Consider the following 19436-nt stretch of genomic DNA (forward strand, 5'->3'; position numbering starts at 1 on the left):
TCTCCTTCTAGGTTCTGAGGCTCCGATGAGCGAACTGCAGACGCGCGCGCCTGAAGGCTTCCTGCCCGGTCTTTCGCCAAAGGGAGGCTGGTTCAGCGACTTCAAATTCCACCCCGGTGGCCTGACGGTCCACAAAACCGGGACGGAGATCTGCCTGAACCGCGCCCTAATCGGCGAGTGCCTCAACTGGTTCGGCTATCACATCATCGTCCGCGCCCGGTCCTGGGGGATGGCGGCGACGCGGGCGCCCGGCCCGGCCATCTGGTTCACCCCCGACAAGCCTCGCCCCTGGTATCTGATCTGGGCGGCCATGGCCTGGAGCGGCAGCCGCATGGCGGGTTCAGCCGACGAGGCCGACGCCTGCTTCTGCTTCGAGGACGCCACCTGGGGCCTGCGGGCGCAGCCCACCCATGAGCGCGCCCTCAACTTCACCTGCCTGGACGTTTCCAAGAGCCACGTTTCGGCGGTGTTCGAGGAGGTGTTCGGCTATCCCCTGGCCATCGATCCCGAGATCTTCGTCGGCGAGGCGGTGGAGAAGGGCGAACTGAACGGGGTGCATGACGGGCGGATCGTGACCTGCCCGCACCCGCGCCTGCCGGGCAAGACCTACCAGCGGCTGGTGGACACCGCCGTCGGCCCCTTCATCCACGACCTGCGAACCCCCTGTGTCGGCGGCAGGCCCGTCGTTGTCTGGATCAAGCGCAAGCCGGCCGACAACCGCTTCTCCATCCACAACCTGGCTGTCACCCGCGCCGACCCGGCGGACGTCTACAGCGCCGAGGAGCTGGAGCTGATCTCCGCCTTCGCCGCGCGCATGGGGCTGGACTGGGGCGGCCTGGACATCCTTCGCGACCAACCCACCGGCCGCATCTACATCGTCGACGTCAACAAGACCGATGTCGGACCAGTGATCGCGTTGAGCCTAAGCGACAAGCTGAAGTCGACCGACGCCCTGGCTAAGGCTCTGATCGCGTTGCTGAAAGGCGCACCTCGCAAGGCTTGAAAGCAATCGAACAGCGTTCGTGCAACCCTGAACGCGACTCCACGTTTGGTTAGCCGAGGTCGTTAAGACCCCGAAGTTCACGAGACCGCCGGGACGGGAGCGGTCCGTCGTTTGTTCAGGAGAACGCACCATGAAGACGCTCAAGACTACCCTGGTGGCGACGGCGATGATGGCCATGGCCGCCCCCGCCTTCGCTCAATATCAACCGACCCAACAGTACCAGCGCGACATGCGCAACTATCAGCAGGACCACCGCGACTACCAGGTCACCCGCGCCGAGTACGACCGCGCCCGCGCCGAGTACGACGCCAAGCGCGATCGCTATGAGCGTGACCGCGCCCGCTATGACGCCCGCTACGGCTATGGCGCCTATGCGCGCTACTATGGCGCGGCCCCCACCTGGGATTCGGCCCGCTACGACGCCAACAACTATGGCCGCGACACCTCGTACTACGGGTCGTCCTATGCCGATCCCTGCCGGTCCTCCAATAACAACAACAGCCAAGTGGCTGGCGGTCTGATCGGGGCGCTGGCCGGCGCGGCCATCGGTTCCAACGTCGCGGCTCGCAATGCGCGGACCGAGGGCGCCGTGCTGGGCGCGGTGGTCGGCGGTCTCGCCGGCTCGCAGATCGGCAAGTCGTCTGCCAAGGCCAAGTGCGACAGCGCCGGCTACTACTACAACTACGCCGAGACGGTGCCCTACCGCGAGAGCCGCTATAGCCGCGGCCAACGCAACGGTCAGTACGACTACAGCTATTACAGCCGCAGCCGCTGCCGGCTGGCCACCGCGCCGGTGGACAACTACGGCAATGACGTGCGCTACGTGCGCGTCTGCCCCGACAGCCAGGGCCGCTATCGGATCACCGGCTAAACAGCTGGGTCCATGGCCCTGAGGGAAGCCGTCCGCTCACGCGGGCGGCTTTTCTCGTTCAGGGCTTGCGTGACAGCGGGTGCTTCGTGGCCACCACCTGGGCCAGGCGGTCGCCGGCCACGTGGGTGTAGATCTGGGTGGTGGCGATGTCGGCGTGACCCAGCAGCTTCTGCACGACCCTCAGGTCGGCGCCCCCCTCCAGCAGATGGGTGGCGAAGGCGTGGCGCAACACGTGAGGGCTGACCCGGGCCGGATCGATCCCGGCGTCGGCGGCGGCCTCGTCCAGCAGTTGCGCGAAACGGCGCGGCGTCATGCGACCCGCCTTGCCACGAGATGGAAACAGCCAGGGATTGGCCATATCCCCCTTGGGCAGGAAGGCTTTGCGGACGGCCAGATAAGCCTTCACCGCCTTACGCGCAGCATCGTTCAGCGGCGCCAACCGATCCTTGCCGCCCTTGCCGGTGACCATCAGATAGGCCGGGTCGCGGGCCAGGGCCGCCAGAGGCAGGGCGGTGAGTTCCGATATCCGCAGGCCGGAGGCGTAGATCAACTCCACGACGCAGCCGATCCGCAGGCCCTGCGCGCCATCCTTGGCGGAGGCGGCGGCGATGATTCGATCCACCTCGTCACGGCTCAGCACCTTGGGCAGGGGTCGCCCGCGCTTGGGGGCGTCCACACGCCGCGAGGGATCGTCGGTGCGCCAACCTTCCCCCAGGACAAAGCGGTAGAACTGGCGGACCGCCGCCCGGCGTCGCGAAGCGGTAGCCGGTGACAGGCCCCGCGCCCCGAGGGCCGCGAAATAGGCCTCGATGTCTTCGGCGCAGGCGTCGCCCAGATCCCGGCCCCGTCCGGAGAGAAACCCGGAGGCGTCGGTCAGGTCCTTGCCGTAGGCGGTGATGGTGTTTTTCGCCGCCGCCCGCTCGACGGCCATCATCTCCAGGAAGGCCTCGGCCCAGCCCGACGACGCGCTCATCGGACCGCCAGCAGACCTTCGAGGGCGAAGGCTCGCGCGTCCTCCTCCAGGCCGGCGGCGTTGAGCGCCCGGATGATACGCGCCCGATCTCCGGCGGCGGGACCCGTGGCCCCCGCGTCGGCCGAAATCCACAGGGCCAGCAGAGCAGTCTCGCCCTTAAGCTTTTCCGCCCCGGCGATGTCGAGCGCGAGGGCGCGAGCAGAGGGCGCCTTGGCCTCGACGGCCGTGAAGCTCGCGAACTGGCCGCGGGCCTGGGTGCTCATCTGCGCCCCGAACGCGGTCAGGATCACCGCGGCCTGCTGGGCGCGGGCGCGGGTCTTGGGGTCGGCGGCGGCGCCGCGCTCGATCAAGCGGTCCAGCGTCTGGGGATCAGACTTGCCCATCGCCGCCGCGAGCATGGCGTCCAGCAGGGCCAGGTCGGTGATCGTGGCCTCGGGGATGGTGTCGGAGATCATAGCCGCCCGCAGGGCCTGGGCGCTGGCAAGGTCCCCGGACGCGAGCGCGGCCATCGCCGCCTTCACAGGACCGGGGCCGCCTTCGAGGGTCCAGGTCGCCGACACCGCAGGATTGGCCGCCAGGGCTGCGGCCACGGCGGGCGCGGCCGGACCGGTGACCGGCAGGCCGAGATTGCGGCTCAGGGCATAGTCGAGGCCGTTGCGAAGGGACGGCGCGCCAGGATCGCCGGCGCCGGCCAGCTTGGCGCCCATCAGGCGGGCATAGACCGCGTCCCGGTCCTGGCCTTGGGCGAGGTCGAGTGTCAGACGAGCAGCGCCCGAATCCCCAGCCTTGAGCTGGCAAAAGGCTCGAAGTCGCATCCAGTAGACCTCCTCACGCCCCGCCACGAGACGATCGGAGATGGCGCAGGCGGCTTGGTCGTCCGCCGCCAGCAGGGCAGCCTCCGCGCCCGCCTGGGCCAAGACGGGGTTCTGCTCGAGGCCCGCGGTGCGCGACAGGATGGCGGCGGCGTCCTTCACTCCGCCCTGGGCGATCAAGGCGCTGATTCGAGCGCCCGCGACGCTCGCGTCCTGCCCAGCGCTCTCGGGACCAGGGGCGCCGGTGGCCAGGACCCGGCGCGCCAGGGCCTGGGCGGCCGGCGACAGCGGCTTGGCCGCCAGAAGAGGCAGGACGGTGCGAGCCGTCTGGCCCGACGCGCCACGCCAGAGATCCGCGCCGAGGCCGGTATCCCGAGCCCCCGCGGAGAAGAAGTCGGGGGGCGCCAGGGCCGTGACGTGAACGTCCTGCGCCAAGGCTGGCGCTGTAAGGGCAAGAGCGGTCAGAACCGCCAAGGAAATGCTTCGACCGGTCATGGTCTCATCCTAACCGATAGCGCGGGCATTGGCGCGGGGGCTCGCCCTGATGTAGACCTGCGCCGTTCATGGACCGTTACAAACCGCTACGCGCCCGCACCATCACCCTCGTCGGCCTGATGGGGGTCGGCAAATCCAGCGTGGGCCGCCGTCTGGCCAACGCTCTGGAATTGCCGTTCCGCGACGCCGACTCCGAGGTCGAAGCCGCCGCCGGCCGCTCCATCCCGGACATCTTCGCCGATCTTGGAGAGCCCGCCTTCCGCGAAGGCGAGCGCCGGGTGATCGCCCGTCTGTTGGACGAGCCCCCCCATGTGCTGGCCACGGGCGGCGGCGCCTTCATGAACGACGAGACCCGCGCGCTCATCAAGGCGCGCTCGCTCTCGGTGTGGCTCAAGGCCGACCTGGAGGTCCTGGCGCGGCGGGTGTCGCGCAAGGACAACCGGCCGCTGATCGCCGGGCGCGACCCGATGAGCGTGCTGCGGGAGCAGGCGGCGCAACGCTATCCGATCTACGAACTGGCCGACGTCATGGTGGAGACCGGCGACGCCGCCCACCACGTCACCGTCGACCAGGTGATCCAGGCCCTTTCGGCCCATCTGACCAAGACCGAGGAACCTCCCCAGTGAACCCGCGCATCGTCCCCGTTGGCCTGGGCGACCGTTCCTATGAGGTGGTGATCGGACGTGGTTTGCTGGAGGAGGCGGGGACCTGGATTGCGCCCTTCCTGACGAACAAGCGCGTCGCCATCGTCAGCGATGAGACCGTCTGGGCCCTGCACGGCGCCCGATTGACCACCTCGCTGGAGACCGCCGGCATCACTTGCCCGGCCATCGTGGTGCCGCCCGGCGAACAGACCAAGAGCTTCGAAGGCCTGGCGGACCTGTCGGACCGTCTGTTGGCTCTGGAATTGGATCGCGGCGACCTGATCGTCGCCTTTGGCGGCGGCGTGGTGGGCGACCTCGCGGGGTTCGCGGCCGCCATCTACAAGCGCGGCATCGATTTCGTGCAGATCCCCACCACTCTGCTGGCCCAGGTCGACTCCTCGGTGGGCGGCAAGACCGCCATCGACACGCCGCGCGGCAAGAACCTGCTGGGCGCCTTCCACCAGCCCCGTCTGGTCCTGGCCGACCTCGGCGTGCTCTCCACCCTGACGGACCGCGACATGCGGGCGGGCTATGCCGAGGTGATCAAGTACGGCCTATTGGGGGACTTCAGCTTCTTCGAGTGGCTGGAGGCCAACGCCGCCGCTGTCCTGGCGCGCGAACCCGAGGCGCTCTCCTACGCCGTCGCGCGTTCTGTGGAGATGAAGGCGGAAATCGTCATCGAGGACGAAAAAGAAGCCGGCCGCCGCGCGCTGCTCAACCTCGGCCACACCTTCGGCCACGCCCTGGAGGCCGAGACCGGCTACGGCGAGGCCCTGCTGCACGGCGAGGCCGTGGCCGCCGGATCGGCCATCGCCTTCCGCTTCTCCGCCTCTCAGGGACTATGTTCGGCGCAGGACGCCGTCCGCGCGGAGGCCGCCATCGCCGCCGCCGGCCTGCCCACCCGCATGGACGCCGTGGCGAATACCCCCTTCGCCGCCGAAGCCCTGGTCCGACACATGGGCCAGGACAAGAAGGCGCAGGGCGGCAAGCTGACCTTCATCCTGGCGCGCGCGCTGGGCGACACCTTCGTGGCCAAGGACGTGAGCGCCCGGGCCGTGCGTGATTTCCTCGTCTCCGAAGGAGCCAAACCGTGAGCGTCATCGCGATCCTCGCGGGTCTCGCCCCGATCCTCATCGCCCTGCTGAGTCTGTCAGGCATGATCTCGGCGGCAGAGACCTCGATGACGGCCGCCAGCCGCGCCCGGATGCATCAGTTGGAGCGTGAAGGCGACCGCGCCGCGCGCCGCATCAACGTGATGATGGGCGATCAGGAGAAGATGATCGGGGCCATCCTGCTCTCCAACAACGTCATCAATATCGGCGCCTCGGCCCTGACGACCCTGGCGCTATCGACGGCCTTCCCCGGCCCCCTCGGCGCCCTGATCGCCACCGGTGTGATGACGATCCTGATCGTCATCTTCGCCGAGATCCTGCCCAAGTCGCTCGCCATCGCCCGCGCTGACGATGTCGCCCGCGCCCTGTCGATCCCGACCTATTGGGTCGTGCGCATCTTCGGGCCGCTGGCCAACGGCGCCCAGTGGGTGGTGCGCCACACTCTGCGCCCCTTCGGCATCCGGCTCGGCATGGAGACTGATGTCCTGGCCGCCCACGAGGAGATCCGCGGCGCCGTGGAGTACCACCACTCCGAGGGCCTGGTGGAGGAACGCGACCGCCGCATGCTGGGGGGCGTGCTGGACCTCTCCGACATGGACGTCAGCGAGGTGATGGTTCACCGCATGTCGATCTCCATGATCGACGCCGACCTGTCGCCCTCCGAGGTGGTCACCGCCATGCTGGCCAGCGCCCACACCCGCGTGCCGCTTTATCGGGGCGACGCCGAAAACATCGTGGGGGTCCTGCACGCCAAGGACGTCCTGCAGGCCATCGCCGACGCCGGCGGCAAGATGGATAAGCTGGCCATCGACGACATCCTGCGCGAGCCCTGGTTCATCCCCGACACCACCAACCTGAAGGACCAGCTCAACGCTTTCCTGAAGCGCCAGAGCCACTTCGCCCTCGTGGTGGACGAGTACGGCGCCCTGCAAGGCCTGGTGACACTGGAGGACATCCTCGAGGAGATCGTCGGCGAGATCGACGACGAGCACGACAGCGCCATCCAGGGTGTGCGCCGCCAACCCGACGGCTCGGTGGTAGTGGACGGCTCGGTGACCATCCGCGACCTGAACCGCGCCATGGACTGGGACATGCCCGACGACGACGCGGTCACCGTGGCCGGTCTGGTGATCCATGAGGCCCAGACCATCCCGAAGATCGGCCAGACCTTCATCTTCCACCGCCACCGGTTCCAGGTCGTGAAGCGGGTCCGCAACCAGATCACCACGCTGCGGGTCTCAGCGCCCTTCGACGCCAGCGCACCGACTCCTGAGTCCTGAACCCGACATAGAAAGCATGATGACGACCATTGTCTTCATGGAATCTCGCACGCGGGGGATGGAGCGAGGCATGAACAGCCACGGCGTGGCATTTGTATGAGACTTGGCTCTGGTCAGCCGAGTCCGCAGTGGCTTATGGATAGTCGATGAACCTGCTGGAGCCTTGGCTATGAGCGCCCCCGATCTCGCCGGCCTGCGTGTCCTCGTCGTGGAGGACGAGATGATGGTCTCGATGCTGATCGAGGACATGCTCACCGATCTCGGCTGTATTGTCGTCGGTCCCGCCGCCCGGCTGGACGAAGCCATGGCGCTCACCGAGAGCGAAGAGATCGACTGCGCCGTGCTGGATGTGAACCTCGGCGGCCAACCGATTTTCCCCCTTGCTGACGTCCTCCGGTCCAAGGGCGCGCCCTTCGCCTTCGCCACCGGCTATGGCGATGCGGGGCTGCGCGACGTCGACAAGGGTTCACCGGTTCTGCAGAAGCCGTTCCGCGAGGCCGACCTAGCTCGCATCCTGGGCGAACTCCGCGCCAAGGTCGGTTAGCACCATGGCGCGCTGGGCTGGCATCTTCCTCGCTGTCATGGTCGCTGCGGCGATCGCAGGCTTCCTGATCGACGCGATCCGGGTGATCGCCGGCATCCTGTTCCTGGGCTGCGCGGCGGCCCTGGCGGTCACCTACCTCAACCGAAGCAAGTGACCGCCGAGGCGCAAGGGGCCTAGAGTCGCCAGGGTTAAGTGGAAGCCGGTTAACCCGTCTGGCGCGCTCTACTTCTTTGAGATTACAGCCCCTTGGCCATCAGGCCTTCCAGCACCTTGTCCGGGGTCATCGGGAAGTCCCGCAGGCGTACGCCGCAGGCGTTGTAGATGGCGTTGGCCACCGCCGCGCCGGCGCCGCAGATGCCCAGTTCCCCCACACCCTTGATCCCCATCGGATTGGCCTTGTCGTCGGCCTCGTCCAGGAAGATGGCGTCCAGGTCGACGATGTCGGCATGGGTCGGCACCAGGTAGCCGGCCATGTCCTGGTTGATGAACGAGCCGTAGCGGTTGTCCACCACGTTGCCCTCGGTCAGCGCCGTGCCGACGCCCCAGATCATGCCGCCCGTCACCTGGCTCTTGGCGGTCTTGGCGTTGAGAATGCGGCCGGCGGCGAACACTCCGAACATCTTGCGCATGCGCACCTCGCCGGTGACCGTATCGACGCCGACCTCGGCGAAGTGGCCGCCATAGGTGTGCTGGGAATAGTCGCGGGCGTCGGCGGCGGGGCTGATGGAGCCCTCCACATAGACGCCCTCCGGCGCGGCGCGGGAGACCAGGGTCGCCAGACTCTCCGAGCGGTTCTCGATGGCGATATTGCCGTTGCCGAAGGTGACGTAGGTCGGGTCCCCGCCATAGAGCGGCGAGTTGGGATCGCCGATGGCCAGTTCGGCCAGGGCCTTGCGCAGGTTCATATTGGCCTCGAAGGCCGCCGAACCGGCCGTGGCCGCCCCGAACTGACCGCCGGAGCCGGGGGCCGGCGGGAACTCGGAATCCCCCAACTCGATCTTCACCTGATCCATGGTGACGCCCATGGTCTCGGCGGTGATCTGGGCGAGGATCGTATAGGTGCCGGTGCCGATGTCGGTCATGCCCTGGCGCAGGGTGACGACCCCGGTTCCGTCGATCCGCACGCCCGCCTTGGCCGGCAGCAGGAAGTTGCCCCGGATCGCCGCGGCCATGCCCATGCCCACCAGCCAGCGGCCGTCGCGCACCTGACCCGGCTTGGGATTGCGGCGGCTCCACCCGAAGCGCTGGGCGCCGGTGTTCAGGCATTCCGTAAGCTGACGGATGGAGAACGGCTTGCCGGTCTCCGGGTCCACCTCGGGCTCGTTGCGCAGGCGCAGCTCGATGGGGTCGATCCCCAGCTTCTCAGCCAGCTCGTCCATGGCGCATTCCAGGCTGAGCATGCCCGAGGCCTCGCCCGGCGCCCGCATGGGGCCGGCGTGGGGGATGTCCATCTTCACCAGCCGGTGGCCGGTGAGTCGGTTGGGGGCGGCGTAGAGGTTGCGGGAGAAGTTGGCCGCATGCTCCACGAAGGGCGCGCTGCGGGCGCAGTGGGTGACGGCCTCCACGGCGAACGCGTTCAGGCGCCCGTCGGGCTCCGCGCCCAGCCGCACGCGCATGCTGACCGCAGGCCGGTGGATGGTGGCCTGGAACATCTGCTGGCGGGTGTAGGCGAGCTTCACCGGCTGCCCCAGCGCCTGGGCGCCGAGCGCCGCCAGCACCAGATCGTCATAGGCCTGGCCCTTGCCGCCGAAGCCACCACCGATATAGCGGGTCAGCAGGTGAACCCGATCCGACGGGATGGCGAGGGTCTCGGCGAGCGAGTGCTGGCCGCCCTTCACCATCTGGATCGAGGTGTGAACGGTGACCTTGTCGCCCTCCCACCAGGCGGTGGTGGCGCAGGGCTCCATCTGCACGTGGTTCTGCAGGGGGCTGAAATAGGTCTCGTCGATCTGCGCCGGGGCCTTGGCGTAGGCGCCTTCGAAGTCCCCGATCAGCACGTCTTCCTCGCCATGCGGCATCTCGGCCGTCTCGAGGCTGGCGCGGAAGTCGAGGACGGCGGGCTCAGCGGCATAGCTCACCTGGACCAAATTGGCGGCGGCCCGCGCATTCTCCCAGGTGTCGGCGGCGACGAAGGCCACCGGCTGGCCGAAGAACTCGATGCGGTCGGAGGCCAGGGCCGGGTTGGAGGGCCGCTGGCTGCGGGGATTGATCCGCTCGCCCCGGCGCGCCTGGGCCGGCACGTTGAGGTGGGTCCAGACCAGCTTCACGCCGGGCGAGGTCTCCGCGGCGCCGGTGTCGATGGCGGTGATGCGGCCGCGCGCGATGGTGGCGGCCAGCAGGTAGCCATAGGCCGGCGGTGAGGGCGGTTCGACTTCATAGGCGTAGGCCGCCGTGCCGGTGACCTTCAACTTGCCCTCGTAGCGGTCGACGCCCTTGCCGATGATGCCGCTGCGGTTTTCCGTGACGGGGTTCGGGGCCGCCCAATCCTTGACCGAGCTCATGCGCCTCTCCCTTCACTGGCCTGCCTCAGGGCGTCCGCGGTCATGCGGGCCACCAGGGCGATCTTGAAGCCGTTCTTGCCGTTGTCCTGAGCGCCCGCCAGTTCGGCGTGGGCGGCCTCGACCGCACCCGCCCCGGACTTCAGCGCCCCCTCGGTCCTCTCCGCGCGCCAGGGCTTGTGAGCCACGGCGCCGAAGGCGACCTGCTGTCCCACCACCGCGACGCTGGCCAGGCCACCGGCGTATGCCGCCCGGTCGCGGGCCTTGCGATAGACCTGACCACCGGCCGGAGCCGGGGACAGGACGACAGCGGTGATCAGCTCACCAGACGCCAGGTTTGTCTCGATCTCCGGGGTGTCGCCCGGCAGGCGGTGCAGGTCGGCGACCGCCAGGGTGCGGGTCGCGCCGTCGGCGGTCATGGTCTCGAGCTGGGCGCCCAGAGCTGTAAGGGCCACGGCCATGTCGGAGGGATGGGTGGCGATGCAGGCGTCGCTGGCGCCGAAGATCGCGCTGTTGCGGTTCAAGCCATCGATGGCGCTGCAGCCGGAACCGGGGTGACGCTTGTTGCAGGGTTTGGAGGGGTCGTAGAAATAGGCGCAGCGGGTCCGTTGCAGCAGGTTGCCGCCGGTGGTGGCCTTGTTGCGCAGCTGGCCCGAACCGCCGGACACGATGGCCTGGGTCAGGACCGAGTAGCGCTGACGGACGCGGGCGTCGGCGGCCAGGTGGCTGTTGGTGACCATCGCGCCGATTCGCAGGCCCCCCTCGGGCGTGTCCTCGATCCCCGACAGAGGCAGGCGGTTGACGTCCACCAGATGGGTCGGCTGCTCGATGTCGAGCTTCATCAAATCGAGCAGGTTGGTGCCGCCGGCCAGGAACTTGGCCCCTGGGGTGGCGGCCACGGCCTTCACGGCGGCGGCCACGTCGGTTGGACGCTCGTAGGTGAAGGGCCTCATGCCACGTCTCCCGCCACATCGCGGATGGCCGCGATGATCTGGGGATAGGCCGAGCAGCGGCAGATGTTCCCGCTCATGCGTTCCCGGATTTCGGCGTCGGTCAGCGCGATGGCGCCGGTGAGGTCCTCGCTGGCCTGGCTGGGCCAGTTCTGCGCGGCCTCCTTCAGCATGCCCACCGCCGAGCAGATCTGACCCGGCGTGCAGTAGCCGCACTGGAAGGCGTCCTGAACCAGGAAGGCCTGCTGCATCGGATGCAGGTTTTCTTCGCCCCCGATGCCTTCGATGGTGGTGACCTCGTCCCCGTCGTGCATGACGGCCAGGCTGAGGCAGGAATTGATCCGCACCCCGTTCACCAGGACGGTGCAGGCGCCGCACTGTCCGTGGTCGCAGCCCTTCTTGGAGCCTTTGAGGTTCAAATGCTCGCGCAGAGCGTCGAGCAGACTGGTGCGGGTGTCGAGGTCAAGCGACCTGGCTTGCCCGTTTACGGTGATGGTCGTCTTCAAGCACGCCTCCCCAGCGCGGGGCCGCCTTGGTCAGCGGCGCCTATTCGAAAGTCAGATTAGTCCTCGCCGGGAGCGAGGGCTTTTACCGAAAGCGCATGCAGGGGACCTGCCAGCTCCTCGGCCAATGTCCGGTAGACCATCCGTTGCCGCGCCACCTTTGGGGCGCCCTCGAAGGCCTGGGCTTGAATAACTACATTAAAATGGCTCTCGCCCGAGGCGCTGGCCCCCGCATGACCCGCGTGGCGGGCGGAATCGTCTTCGATTTCCAGACGGGTGGGCGAGAACGCTTCGGTGAGCTTGTGTTGGATGGCCTCAAATATGGCGCCCATTTGGATAATCTTCAATTCTTGAAAGGGTCTCAGACCGCTTCATACTTGGGTCATGGCCGGCGCGTTTCAATACAAGCCTAAGTTCGTCGATATCCGGGTGCGCCCGCCGACCCCTGGGGAGGCGGCGCAGACCGACGACGTCTATGCGCTGAAGCCCGGGGAACGGGCTTGCGACCATCCGGGATGCCGGCTGGCCGGCAGCGCGCGCGCGCCGAAATCCCGCGACATGCTGAACGAGCACTACTGGTTCTGTCAGCCGCACGCGGCGGAATATAACCGCAACTGGAACTTCTTCGCCGGCATGAGCGAGGGCGAGATCAAGCAGCGCCAGGCTCAGAGCGCCCAGGGCGACCGTCCGACCTGGGATTTCAAGGCCGGCCGATTCTCTCGCGAGGCCGCCGCCGCGGCCCATGGCTTCGGCCAGGGCAAGGGCTACCGCGACCCCTTCAACCTGTTCGGCAGCGGCAATGGCGGCGCCCGGCCGGCCAATGCGCCGGAGGCCCGGCGCCTGGGCAAGCTCGAGCGTAATGCCCTCGCCGACCTGGATCTCGACGAGAACGCCGACGGCCCGACGATCCGCGCCCGCTACATCGAGTTGGTGAAGCGGACACACCCTGACTCCAACGGGGGCGACCGTTCGGCCGAGCACAAGCTGCAGCGGGTCATCAAGGCCTACCAGCAGCTTCGCAAGGCCAAGATGGCGTAGAGCGCGATGCGATCAGGCGGAATCGACTGAACGCTGAATCGAGCTCCAATTCAAAAGTTTAGCGCCGCCTCAGGCCGGCGTGTCGCCCGCCACCGTCGTGCGGTGCATCAGGCGCAGGTGGCCATCATAACCGCCCTCGGCCAGGTGGACCGTGCAGCGATTGTCCCACATCAGCAGCATGTTGGGCCGCCATTTGTGGCGGTAGATGAACCGCTCCTGGGTGATATGCGCGAACAGGAATCCCAGGATGGCCTGGGCCTCCTTCGCCTCGAAGCCCGCGATGCCGACCGTGTAAACCGGGCTGACGAACAGCGCCTTGCGGCCGGTGACCGGATGGGTCCGCACCAGGGGATGGGTCAGGCTCTCGTCGGCCGCCTCGGAGACGATGATCTCCATGGTCCGCTTTTCGGTCTCGCGGGCGAAGACCCCCTTGGTCCCGTAGGCGCGGCCGGCGGAGTGGACCGCCTTCAGCGGCGCCAGCATCGCCTGCATGGCCGGCGACAGGGCGTCATAGGCGCTGGCGCAGTCGGCGAAGAGGGTGTCGCCCCCGACCGGTGGGACCACCTTGGAATGCAGCAGGGTGGCGGCCGGCGGCTTCTCCTGAAAGCTCCAGTCGGAATGCCAGCCCGCGCCGAAGTTCGTCGCCTTCTCGTCAGGCTCCCGGCGCAGCTCCAGCACATTGGGGTGGCCCGGCATGGGGGCGATGAACGGGTCGACCCCGAATTTTCCCATCTGCAGGGTGAAGGCCTCCAGTTCGTCCAGGCCGAGCGGCTGGTCGGGGAAGCTCACCACCGAATGGCGGGCCCAGGCGGCGCGAATTTCCTCGCGGGCCTCTGGGGAAAGCGGGCGGGAAAGGTCGACGCCGACGATCTCGGCGCCGAAGCCCTCCTCCGAGGCGAAGACCTGGATCGCGCGATAAGACCGTGTGGCCTGCTTCAACATGGGTGGACGCTCCCTTCGTCATTCCGGTATGGGTCGCAGGGACTGCCCTCATCAAACACACGTTTGCTTCGCATGCGTAAGCCTGAAATCGAACCGGACCATGACCTCGTTCGCTGAAAATCAAGACGACAAGCTCCTCACCCTGGTCCCGGACAAGAAGGTCTCGGTCCGCGAAGCCTTTGGTGTGGATATCGACATGACCGTGCCCGCCTTCAGCGAGCGCGACAGTCACGTGCCGGACCTCGATCCTTCCTACAAGTTCGATCCCGAAACCACCCGGGCGATCTGCGCGGGCTTCGCCTTCGACCGCCGCGTGATGGTCCAGGGCTATCACGGCACCGGCAAGTCGACCCACATCGAACAGGTCGCCGCGCGCCTCAACTGGCCGCTGATCCGGGTCAACCTGGACAGCCACGTCAGCCGGATCGATCTGGTCGGCAAGGACGCCATCGTCCTGAAGGACGGCAAGCAAATCACGGAATTCCGCGAGGGTATCCTGCCCTGGTCGATCCAGCGGCCGGTGGCCCTGGTGTTCGACGAGTACGACGCCGGCCGTCCGGACGTGATGTTCGTGATCCAGCGCATCCTGGAAGCCCAGGGCAAGCTGACCCTGCTGGACCAGAACCGCGTGATCCGGCCCAATCCGTTCTTCCGGCTCTTCTCCACGACCAACACCATCGGTCTGGGCGACACCACCGGCCTCTATCACGGCACCCAGCAGATCAACCAAGGTCAGATGGACCGCTGGTCGATCGTGACGACGCTGAACTATCTGGCCCACGACGTGGAAGCCGAGATCGTGCTGTCCAAGGCGCCGCACTACAACAACACCGAGGGCAAGCGCACGATCAGCGCCATGGTCCGGGTCGCCGACATGACGCGGAACGCCTTCATGAACGGCGACATCTCGACGGTCATGAGCCCGCGGACGGTGATCACCTGGGCGCAGAACACCGAGATCTTCGGTGGCGACATCGCGCTCGGCTTCCGGATGACCTTCCTGAACAAGTGCGACGAGCTGGAGCGCGGCACGGTCGCCGAGTTCTTCCAGCGCGCCTTCGGCCAGGATCTGCCGGAATCCACGGCCAGGGTGCGGGTGGCCTAGGAGCCGCCCGCCAACAGGCCAAGGCCGTCTACTGGCGCACGCGACACGCTCGGAATCAGAAAGGGCGCGGAGGTGACTCCGCGCCCTTGTCCGTCTCAGTTTTCAGCGGTGGCTCAGCCGCCGCTTATCTTCTTGCCGACGAAGGCGCCCAGCGCCAGGAACAGCACGAAGCCGATCACGGCGACGAAGAACAGCAGTTTGGCGATACCCGCCGCCGCACCAGCCATGCCGGTGAAACCAAGCGCACCGGCGATCAAGGCGACCACCGCGAAAATCAGGGCCCATTTCAACATGTCGAACTCCAGCCAAAGACATCCAAGGTCTTTGCTGGTAACGCGGGCTCAGCGCTCGCGTTCCTGGCGCGGTTAGGCCGCCAGTAGCGGCAATGTGTCGGGCGGCTGCATCCGGCCGCCCACCGGCGTGGTCTGAAGACGGCAGACCCCCGGACCGGTCACGAAGGGCACATGCGCCGCGATGCAGGCCTCCAGTTCGATGCGGTTGCGCACATTGGTGACCGCCGCCCAGATTTGCTTCTTCCGATAGAGACCCAGCCGCTCGGCGAAGCGCCGCAGCACGGCCAATCGGGCCCGCTGGTCGCCGTTCGGCAGAACCAGGGTCACGCTGGTCACCGCGTGAGGTGGCAGCTTCTCCACCTCGAAACCGGGATCCTCGGTGCGAAGGTCGATATTGGTGACGTACTTCGACAGCATCGACCGGATGGTGGCCAGTGCAGTAAACGCCGGATCGCGCGGCACATCATAGACCGCGGCCGCCAGCTGCCCCTTGGCGGTTTGAGGCAGGGTCGCCAGCATCTCTTCATAGACCGCGCGCTGGGAGGCGCGGACGATGTTGGAGTAGCAGATGGGCAGGTAGAGCATCGAGCGAGGTCCTGGCCCGGCCAGCATTCGCGAGGCCAAGGCCAAACAGTCCGCGTCGAAGGCCTGAGGATCGGCGGGCATATGCTCGTCGCCTTCGACGAGGCTGAGATGCGTCCTCAGGGTCCCGGGAGTGGAACTCACCACATCGCCGACAAAGACGCTGCGCAGAGTGAAGTAGATGCCCTGGACGCCTTCGAGATGCGGCATCGGCTGGTTGGCGCCGGCCTCGGCGATGTCCTCCAGAGCAGCCTGTTGGGTCACCCATACCGGCCCCGTCGAGGCGCCTATCGGCAAGGCGGGTTTGTCGCCGGGTTCAGCATCGGTCACCTCGACGCGGCTCAGCCTGCCCCCCGGAGGCAGCAGAGAGGGATCAAGCAGGGCTGCGCTGACGGCCGCGTTGTCGAGGGCTGCGAAGGCCTGCACCGCCTCGGCCGAGCCCTCGAACAGCAGCAGGCCGACCTTGCCAGCGTCGTCGTCACCTTCGCCGAACAGCTTGATCTGCAGGTCGTCCCCCAGCCGGGCCAGCTCTTGGACATCAAGTTCATCGGCGCGCGGGTCGGTCAGCAGGAACGAGTAGTGCGTCAGGGGCGCGAACTGCCGCGGCCACTGCCATTTCCCCTCCAGATAGAGGCCCGCGAACTTGGCGACTAGCGGCCCGAGCACGGCGGGCTTCAGCCCGGTCTTCTCCGCATCGACCGCCACTCTCAGACACGCAACCGCCGTCACCGTCGTCACTCCGTTTTCTTCTCGGAACGACCGAGGCGCTTAAACTGTAAAGGGATGGTGAAACGGGCCTGGGTGTTTTGGCCGCGGCGCCAACCAGGACTTTCCTCGGTTCGCCCCGACGCGCTATGGAAGCTGACCATGGCCAAGAACCCGGAAAGCCCGCTCGAGCCCTTTAAACGCGCCCTCGCCAACGCTGCGCGCTCCCTGGCCGAGTCACCCGACCTGGAGATCGTCTACTCCGGTGAAGGCCCCGTGCTGTCGGGCAATCGCGCGGTCTTGCCGCACCCGCCCCGCGACCTGACGCCGATGGACGCCGCGCGCATCCGCGGGCTGGCCGACCAGATGGCCCTGCGCATCTCGCACCATGACGCCCAGATCCACGCCAAGACCCGTCCCGGCTCCGCGCTGGGCGCGCCGGCCTATGACGCCCTGGAACAGGTCCGCATCGAGTCCATCGGCTCCAATGCGCTGGGCGGGGTGCGCGAGAACCTGAAGGTCGTGCACGAGCAGGCCTGGCTCAAGCGCCCCTTCAATCCCGTCGACGCCCAGGCCAATCCGCCGATGGCCGAGATCGTCGCCTTGATGGCCCGTGAGCGGCTGACCGGCGTTGAGTCGCCGCCGAACGCCAAGCTGCTGGTGGACATGTTTCGCGACGAGATCGAGGCCCGCGCTGGCGCCGATCTCGACAAGCTGATCGACAAGCTCGACGACCAGAAGGCCTACGCCAAGATGGCGCGCACCATCCTGCGCGACCTCTCCATGGGCGATGACCTGTCCGACGCGCCCGACCAGGCCGATCAGGACGACGAGGACGGCGACGAAGGTGAGGCCGAGGCGGCCGAGGACGGGGACGAAGGCGACGGCGAGGGGCAATCCCCGCAGCAGGCCTCCATGGACGACAGCGAGGCGACCCACAGCGAAAGCGAGGACGCCGACAGCCAGATGATGCAGGCCGAGGATGATCCCAACGCCGAAGACTCTGACGAGCAGCCGGAGATGGGCGAGGGCGACCAGCCCGCGCGGCCCGACCCAAAGGGCGACGCCAAGACGCCGACCTACAAGGTCTTCACCACCGCCAATGACGAGATCGTGGCGGCCGAGGAGCTGTGCGATCTCGAGGAGCTGACCCGGCTGCGGGCCTATCTCGACCAGCAGCTCGCCAGCCTGTCCAGCGTGGTCTCGCGCCTCGCTAACAAGCTGCAGCGCAAGCTGATGGCTCAACAGAACCGTTCCTGGACCTTCGACCTGGAGGAGGGGCTGCTGGACGTCGCCCGCCTGACGCGGGTGATCACCGACCCCACCGCCTCGCTGGCCTTCAAGGAAGAGGAAGACACCGAGTTCCGCGACACGGTGGTGACCATCCTGATCGACAACTCCGGATCCATGCGCGGCCGCCCGATCATGGTGGCCGCCGTCTGCGCCGACATCCTGGCTCGCACCCTGGAACGCTGCGGCGTGAAGACCGAGATTCTGGGCTTCACCACCCGGGCCTGGAAGGGCGGCGCCAGCCGCGAGGACTGGCTGAAGGCCGGCAAGCCCGCCCAGCCGGGGCGCCTCAACGACCTGCGCCACATCATCTACAAGGCCGCAGACGCCCCGTGGCGCCGGGCCAAGCGCAACCTCGGCCTGATGATGCGCGAGGGACTGCTGAAGGAAAATATCGACGGCGAGGCCCTCATGTGGGCCCACCAGCGGCTGATCGGCCGGACGGAGGCTCGCCGCATCCTGATGGTGATCTCCGACGGCGCGCCGGTGGATGATTCGACCCTGTCGGTGAACTCCGGCCACTACCTCGAGCGCCACCTGCGCGAGGTGATCGCCGAGATCCAGGACAAGAGCCCCGTGCAGCTGATCGCCATCGGCATCGGCCATGACGTGACCCGCTACTATCGCCGGGCCGTGACCATCGTGGACGTCGAGCAGCTGGCCGGCGCTATCGTCGATCAACTGGCCGAGCTCTTCCAAGAGGAGCCGCGCAAGGCGAACCGCAAGACCGCGGGCCTGCTGGCCCCGCCGCCCAGCACGCAAGGCCCCCAGGGCGGCGCTACCCGGCGGTCCACCTTCAAGGAAGTCCGGAGAGCCGTGGCGTGAAACGACTGATCCTGGGAGCCGCGCTCGCCGCGCTTGCCGCCTGCGCCCAACCGTCCACCCTCCCCAAGGGTCCGATGGCTGCGGGTCCCGGGATCACCATCACCGCCACACCTGTTCCGCTCAATCCGGCGGACCTCGCACAGGACCGCATCGGCGACTTCGTCTATGCGGGTGGCCTCGTGCTCTCGTCGGACCAGACCTCACGTTTCCATGGCCTGTCGGATCTTCGGGTGACACGGGATGGCAAGCTGGTCTCCATGAGCGACGAGGGCGACCTGCTGGAAAGCCGCGTCCTGCTGGATAAGGCAGGTCGCCTGGTTGGTGTCGGCCCCGGCAAGCTGACCGTCCTCACCGGGCCGGACGGCAAGCCTCTTCAGGGCAAGAAGGAAGCCGACTCAGAGGGCCTGGCCGTCATGCCCAACGGCGACCGCCTCGTCAGTTTCGAGGCCATCGACCGCATCCTGCTCTATCCGGCGAAAGGCGGCGCTGCGCGCGTGGTCCCATCCCCCGTGGGCGCGACCTTCCCCGGCAACGGGGGCATGGAGGCCCTGGCCTTCGATCCCGCCGTCGGCCCCGATGGCTACATCACCGCCGGTGAGGATTCCGGCGAGACCTGGACCTGCCGCCTCAGCGCGGCCTGCGTGAAGGGACCCACCCTGGAAAAGCCGGCGGAGTTCGGCGTGGTGGCGGTCGACCGGCTGGACAGCGGAAACACCGCCTGGCTGTTCCGCGCCTGGGACCCGGTGCGCGGCAGCCGTATCACCCTGAAGATTCTCGGCCCCACCGGCGAAGTCGCCCGGCTGGACCTCGCCAAGCCCCTCACCGTCGACAATATCGAGGGGGTGTCCGCCGTTCCAGGCAGGGACGGCGCGACTCGATTCTATCTGCTTTCCGACGACAATTTTTCCAATTCCCAGAAGACCTTCCTGCTGGCTTTCGACTGGAAGCCCGCGAAGCATTAGCGAGGCGCC

The 19436-nt window shown here is 67.5% G+C and carries 20 protein-coding genes; 11 read left to right on the top strand and 9 right to left on the bottom strand.

All coding sequences use genetic code 11. The features are described from left to right. The first annotated feature begins 25 nt into the window (after window positions 1–25). Together AAC997_RS03260 and AAC997_RS03265 are read left to right on the top strand one after the other, a co-directional pair. Window positions 26–1003, top strand: coding sequence for a hypothetical protein (locus AAC997_RS03260; protein ID WP_340644268.1), 978 nt, complete (start codon window positions 26–28; stop codon window positions 1001–1003). A gap of 130 nt (window positions 1004–1133) precedes the next feature. Then, entirely contained in the window at window positions 1134–1874 is a 741-nt protein-coding gene (locus tag AAC997_RS03265; protein ID WP_340644269.1) for a glycine zipper 2TM domain-containing protein, read from the top strand. A gap of 58 nt (window positions 1875–1932) precedes the next feature. Here the strand turns inward: AAC997_RS03265 and AAC997_RS03270 are convergent, their stop codons facing one another. Beyond that, the gene (locus AAC997_RS03270) at window positions 1933–2847 is read right to left on the bottom strand and encodes a tyrosine recombinase (RefSeq protein ID WP_340644270.1); all 915 of its coding nucleotides are present in this window, start codon (window positions 2845–2847) and stop codon (window positions 1933–1935) included. Next, window positions 2844–4154 carry a hypothetical protein gene (locus AAC997_RS03275; protein ID WP_340644271.1) on the bottom strand — a complete coding sequence of 437 codons (1311 nt, stop codon included), beginning with the start codon at window positions 4152–4154 and terminating at the stop codon, window positions 2844–2846. Before AAC997_RS03275 ends, AAC997_RS03270 begins: the two co-directional genes overlap by 4 nt. Before the next feature lie 68 nt (window positions 4155–4222). Here AAC997_RS03275 and AAC997_RS03280 point away from each other — a divergent pair, with 68 nt between their 5' ends. The 5 genes from AAC997_RS03280 to AAC997_RS03300 all read left to right on the top strand — a co-directional run bounded on the left by AAC997_RS03280 (window position 4223) and on the right by AAC997_RS03300 (window position 7888). Continuing rightward, on the top strand, window positions 4223–4780 hold the full coding sequence (locus AAC997_RS03280; RefSeq protein ID WP_340644272.1) for a shikimate kinase: 558 nt from the start codon (window positions 4223–4225) through the stop codon (window positions 4778–4780). Further along, a complete protein-coding gene (gene aroB, locus AAC997_RS03285) occupies window positions 4777–5892 on the top strand; it encodes a 3-dehydroquinate synthase (protein WP_340644273.1) in 1116 nt (371 codons plus the stop codon). The genes AAC997_RS03280 and aroB overlap by 4 nt, the downstream gene beginning before the upstream one ends. Continuing rightward, a complete protein-coding gene (locus AAC997_RS03290) occupies window positions 5889–7190 on the top strand; it encodes an HlyC/CorC family transporter (protein WP_340644274.1) in 1302 nt (433 codons plus the stop codon). Before aroB ends, AAC997_RS03290 begins: the two co-directional genes overlap by 4 nt. Before the next feature lie 169 nt (window positions 7191–7359). Then, window positions 7360–7734 carry a response regulator gene (locus AAC997_RS03295; RefSeq protein ID WP_340644275.1) on the top strand — a complete coding sequence of 125 codons (375 nt, stop codon included), beginning with the start codon at window positions 7360–7362 and terminating at the stop codon, window positions 7732–7734. 4 nt (window positions 7735–7738) lie between these two features. Continuing rightward, window positions 7739–7888: a hypothetical protein gene (locus AAC997_RS03300; protein ID WP_340644276.1), complete on the top strand. Its 150-nt coding sequence runs from the start codon at window positions 7739–7741 to the stop codon at window positions 7886–7888. An 82-nt stretch (window positions 7889–7970) separates the two neighbouring features. Here the strand turns inward: AAC997_RS03300 and AAC997_RS03305 are convergent, their stop codons facing one another. The 4 genes from AAC997_RS03305 to AAC997_RS03320 are packed head-to-tail and all read right to left on the bottom strand — an operon-like array spanning window position 7971 to window position 12017. Beyond that, entirely contained in the window at window positions 7971–10235 is a 2265-nt protein-coding gene (locus AAC997_RS03305) for a xanthine dehydrogenase family protein molybdopterin-binding subunit (RefSeq protein ID WP_340644277.1), read from the bottom strand. Then, window positions 10232–11185: a xanthine dehydrogenase family protein subunit M gene (locus tag AAC997_RS03310; RefSeq protein ID WP_340644278.1), complete on the bottom strand. Its 954-nt coding sequence runs from the start codon at window positions 11183–11185 to the stop codon at window positions 10232–10234. The genes AAC997_RS03305 and AAC997_RS03310 overlap by 4 nt, the downstream gene beginning before the upstream one ends. After that, complete coding sequence (locus tag AAC997_RS03315) at window positions 11182–11688, bottom strand: 2Fe-2S iron-sulfur cluster-binding protein (RefSeq protein ID WP_340644279.1); 507 nt, start codon at window positions 11686–11688, stop codon at window positions 11182–11184. The genes AAC997_RS03310 and AAC997_RS03315 overlap by 4 nt, the downstream gene beginning before the upstream one ends. 56 nt (window positions 11689–11744) lie before the next feature. Beyond that, window positions 11745–12017 (bottom strand): BolA family protein, encoded by a 273-nt coding sequence (locus AAC997_RS03320; protein ID WP_340644280.1) that lies wholly within the window; start codon window positions 12015–12017, stop codon window positions 11745–11747. Between the two features lie 52 nt (window positions 12018–12069). On the opposite strand from AAC997_RS03320, the gene AAC997_RS03325 reads away from it, so the two are divergent. Further along, window positions 12070–12723: a J domain-containing protein gene (locus tag AAC997_RS03325; protein WP_340644281.1), complete on the top strand. Its 654-nt coding sequence runs from the start codon at window positions 12070–12072 to the stop codon at window positions 12721–12723. A 69-nt stretch (window positions 12724–12792) separates the two neighbouring features. On the opposite strand, the gene AAC997_RS03330 is transcribed toward AAC997_RS03325, so the two are convergent. Next, window positions 12793–13665 carry a TauD/TfdA family dioxygenase gene (locus AAC997_RS03330; RefSeq protein WP_340644282.1) on the bottom strand — a complete coding sequence of 291 codons (873 nt, stop codon included), beginning with the start codon at window positions 13663–13665 and terminating at the stop codon, window positions 12793–12795. Window positions 13666–13765: 100 nt separating this feature from the next. Here AAC997_RS03330 and cobS point away from each other — a divergent pair, with 100 nt between their 5' ends. Continuing rightward, complete coding sequence (gene cobS / locus AAC997_RS03335) at window positions 13766–14770, top strand: cobaltochelatase subunit CobS (protein ID WP_340644283.1); 1005 nt, start codon at window positions 13766–13768, stop codon at window positions 14768–14770. Between the two features lie 113 nt (window positions 14771–14883). On the opposite strand, the gene AAC997_RS03340 is transcribed toward cobS, so the two are convergent. Then, window positions 14884–15063 carry a DUF1328 domain-containing protein gene (locus AAC997_RS03340; RefSeq protein ID WP_215338773.1) on the bottom strand — a complete coding sequence of 60 codons (180 nt, stop codon included), beginning with the start codon at window positions 15061–15063 and terminating at the stop codon, window positions 14884–14886. Window positions 15064–15135: 72 nt separating this feature from the next. Beyond that, window positions 15136–16374, bottom strand: a complete 1239-nt coding sequence (locus tag AAC997_RS03345) for a hypothetical protein (protein WP_340644284.1) — start codon at window positions 16372–16374, stop codon at window positions 15136–15138. Between the two features lie 138 nt (window positions 16375–16512). Here AAC997_RS03345 and cobT point away from each other — a divergent pair, with 138 nt between their 5' ends. Then, the gene (gene cobT, locus AAC997_RS03350; protein WP_340644285.1) at window positions 16513–18465 is read left to right on the top strand and encodes a cobaltochelatase subunit CobT; all 1953 of its coding nucleotides are present in this window, start codon (window positions 16513–16515) and stop codon (window positions 18463–18465) included. After that, complete coding sequence (locus AAC997_RS03355) at window positions 18462–19427, top strand: esterase-like activity of phytase family protein (RefSeq protein ID WP_340644286.1); 966 nt, start codon at window positions 18462–18464, stop codon at window positions 19425–19427. The genes cobT and AAC997_RS03355 overlap by 4 nt, the downstream gene beginning before the upstream one ends. The last annotated feature ends 9 nt before the right edge of the window (window positions 19428–19436 follow it).

Origin of the sequence: Phenylobacterium sp. (assembly GCF_037968635.1) — a bacterium.
GTDB lineage: Bacteria > Pseudomonadota > Alphaproteobacteria > Caulobacterales > Caulobacteraceae > Phenylobacterium.

Excerpts from the sequence above, each read along its gene's own strand:
- AAC997_RS03260 (WP_340644268.1), top strand. The coding sequence starts at position 26 with ATGAGCGAACTGCAGACGCGCGCGCCTGAAGGCTTCCTGCCCGGTCTT.
- AAC997_RS03265 (WP_340644269.1), top strand. The coding sequence starts at position 1,134 with ATGAAGACGCTCAAGACTACCCTGGTGGCGACGGCGATGATGGCCATG.
- AAC997_RS03270 (WP_340644270.1), bottom strand. The coding sequence starts at position 2,847 with ATGAGCGCGTCGTCGGGCTGGGCCGAGGCCTTCCTGGAGATGATGGCC.
- AAC997_RS03275 (WP_340644271.1), bottom strand. The coding sequence starts at position 4,154 with ATGACCGGTCGAAGCATTTCCTTGGCGGTTCTGACCGCTCTTGCCCTT.
- AAC997_RS03280 (WP_340644272.1), top strand. The coding sequence starts at position 4,223 with ATGGACCGTTACAAACCGCTACGCGCCCGCACCATCACCCTCGTCGGC.
- AAC997_RS03295 (WP_340644275.1), top strand. The coding sequence starts at position 7,360 with ATGAGCGCCCCCGATCTCGCCGGCCTGCGTGTCCTCGTCGTGGAGGAC.
- AAC997_RS03300 (WP_340644276.1), top strand. The coding sequence starts at position 7,739 with ATGGCGCGCTGGGCTGGCATCTTCCTCGCTGTCATGGTCGCTGCGGCG.
- AAC997_RS03305 (WP_340644277.1), bottom strand. The coding sequence starts at position 10,235 with ATGAGCTCGGTCAAGGATTGGGCGGCCCCGAACCCCGTCACGGAAAAC.
- AAC997_RS03310 (WP_340644278.1), bottom strand. The coding sequence starts at position 11,185 with ATGAGGCCCTTCACCTACGAGCGTCCAACCGACGTGGCCGCCGCCGTG.
- AAC997_RS03320 (WP_340644280.1), bottom strand. The coding sequence starts at position 12,017 with ATGGGCGCCATATTTGAGGCCATCCAACACAAGCTCACCGAAGCGTTC.
- AAC997_RS03325 (WP_340644281.1), top strand. The coding sequence starts at position 12,070 with ATGGCCGGCGCGTTTCAATACAAGCCTAAGTTCGTCGATATCCGGGTG.
- AAC997_RS03330 (WP_340644282.1), bottom strand. The coding sequence starts at position 13,665 with ATGTTGAAGCAGGCCACACGGTCTTATCGCGCGATCCAGGTCTTCGCC.
- cobS (WP_340644283.1), top strand. The coding sequence starts at position 13,766 with ATGACCTCGTTCGCTGAAAATCAAGACGACAAGCTCCTCACCCTGGTC.
- AAC997_RS03340 (WP_215338773.1), bottom strand. The coding sequence starts at position 15,063 with ATGTTGAAATGGGCCCTGATTTTCGCGGTGGTCGCCTTGATCGCCGGT.
- cobT (WP_340644285.1), top strand. The coding sequence starts at position 16,513 with ATGGCCAAGAACCCGGAAAGCCCGCTCGAGCCCTTTAAACGCGCCCTC.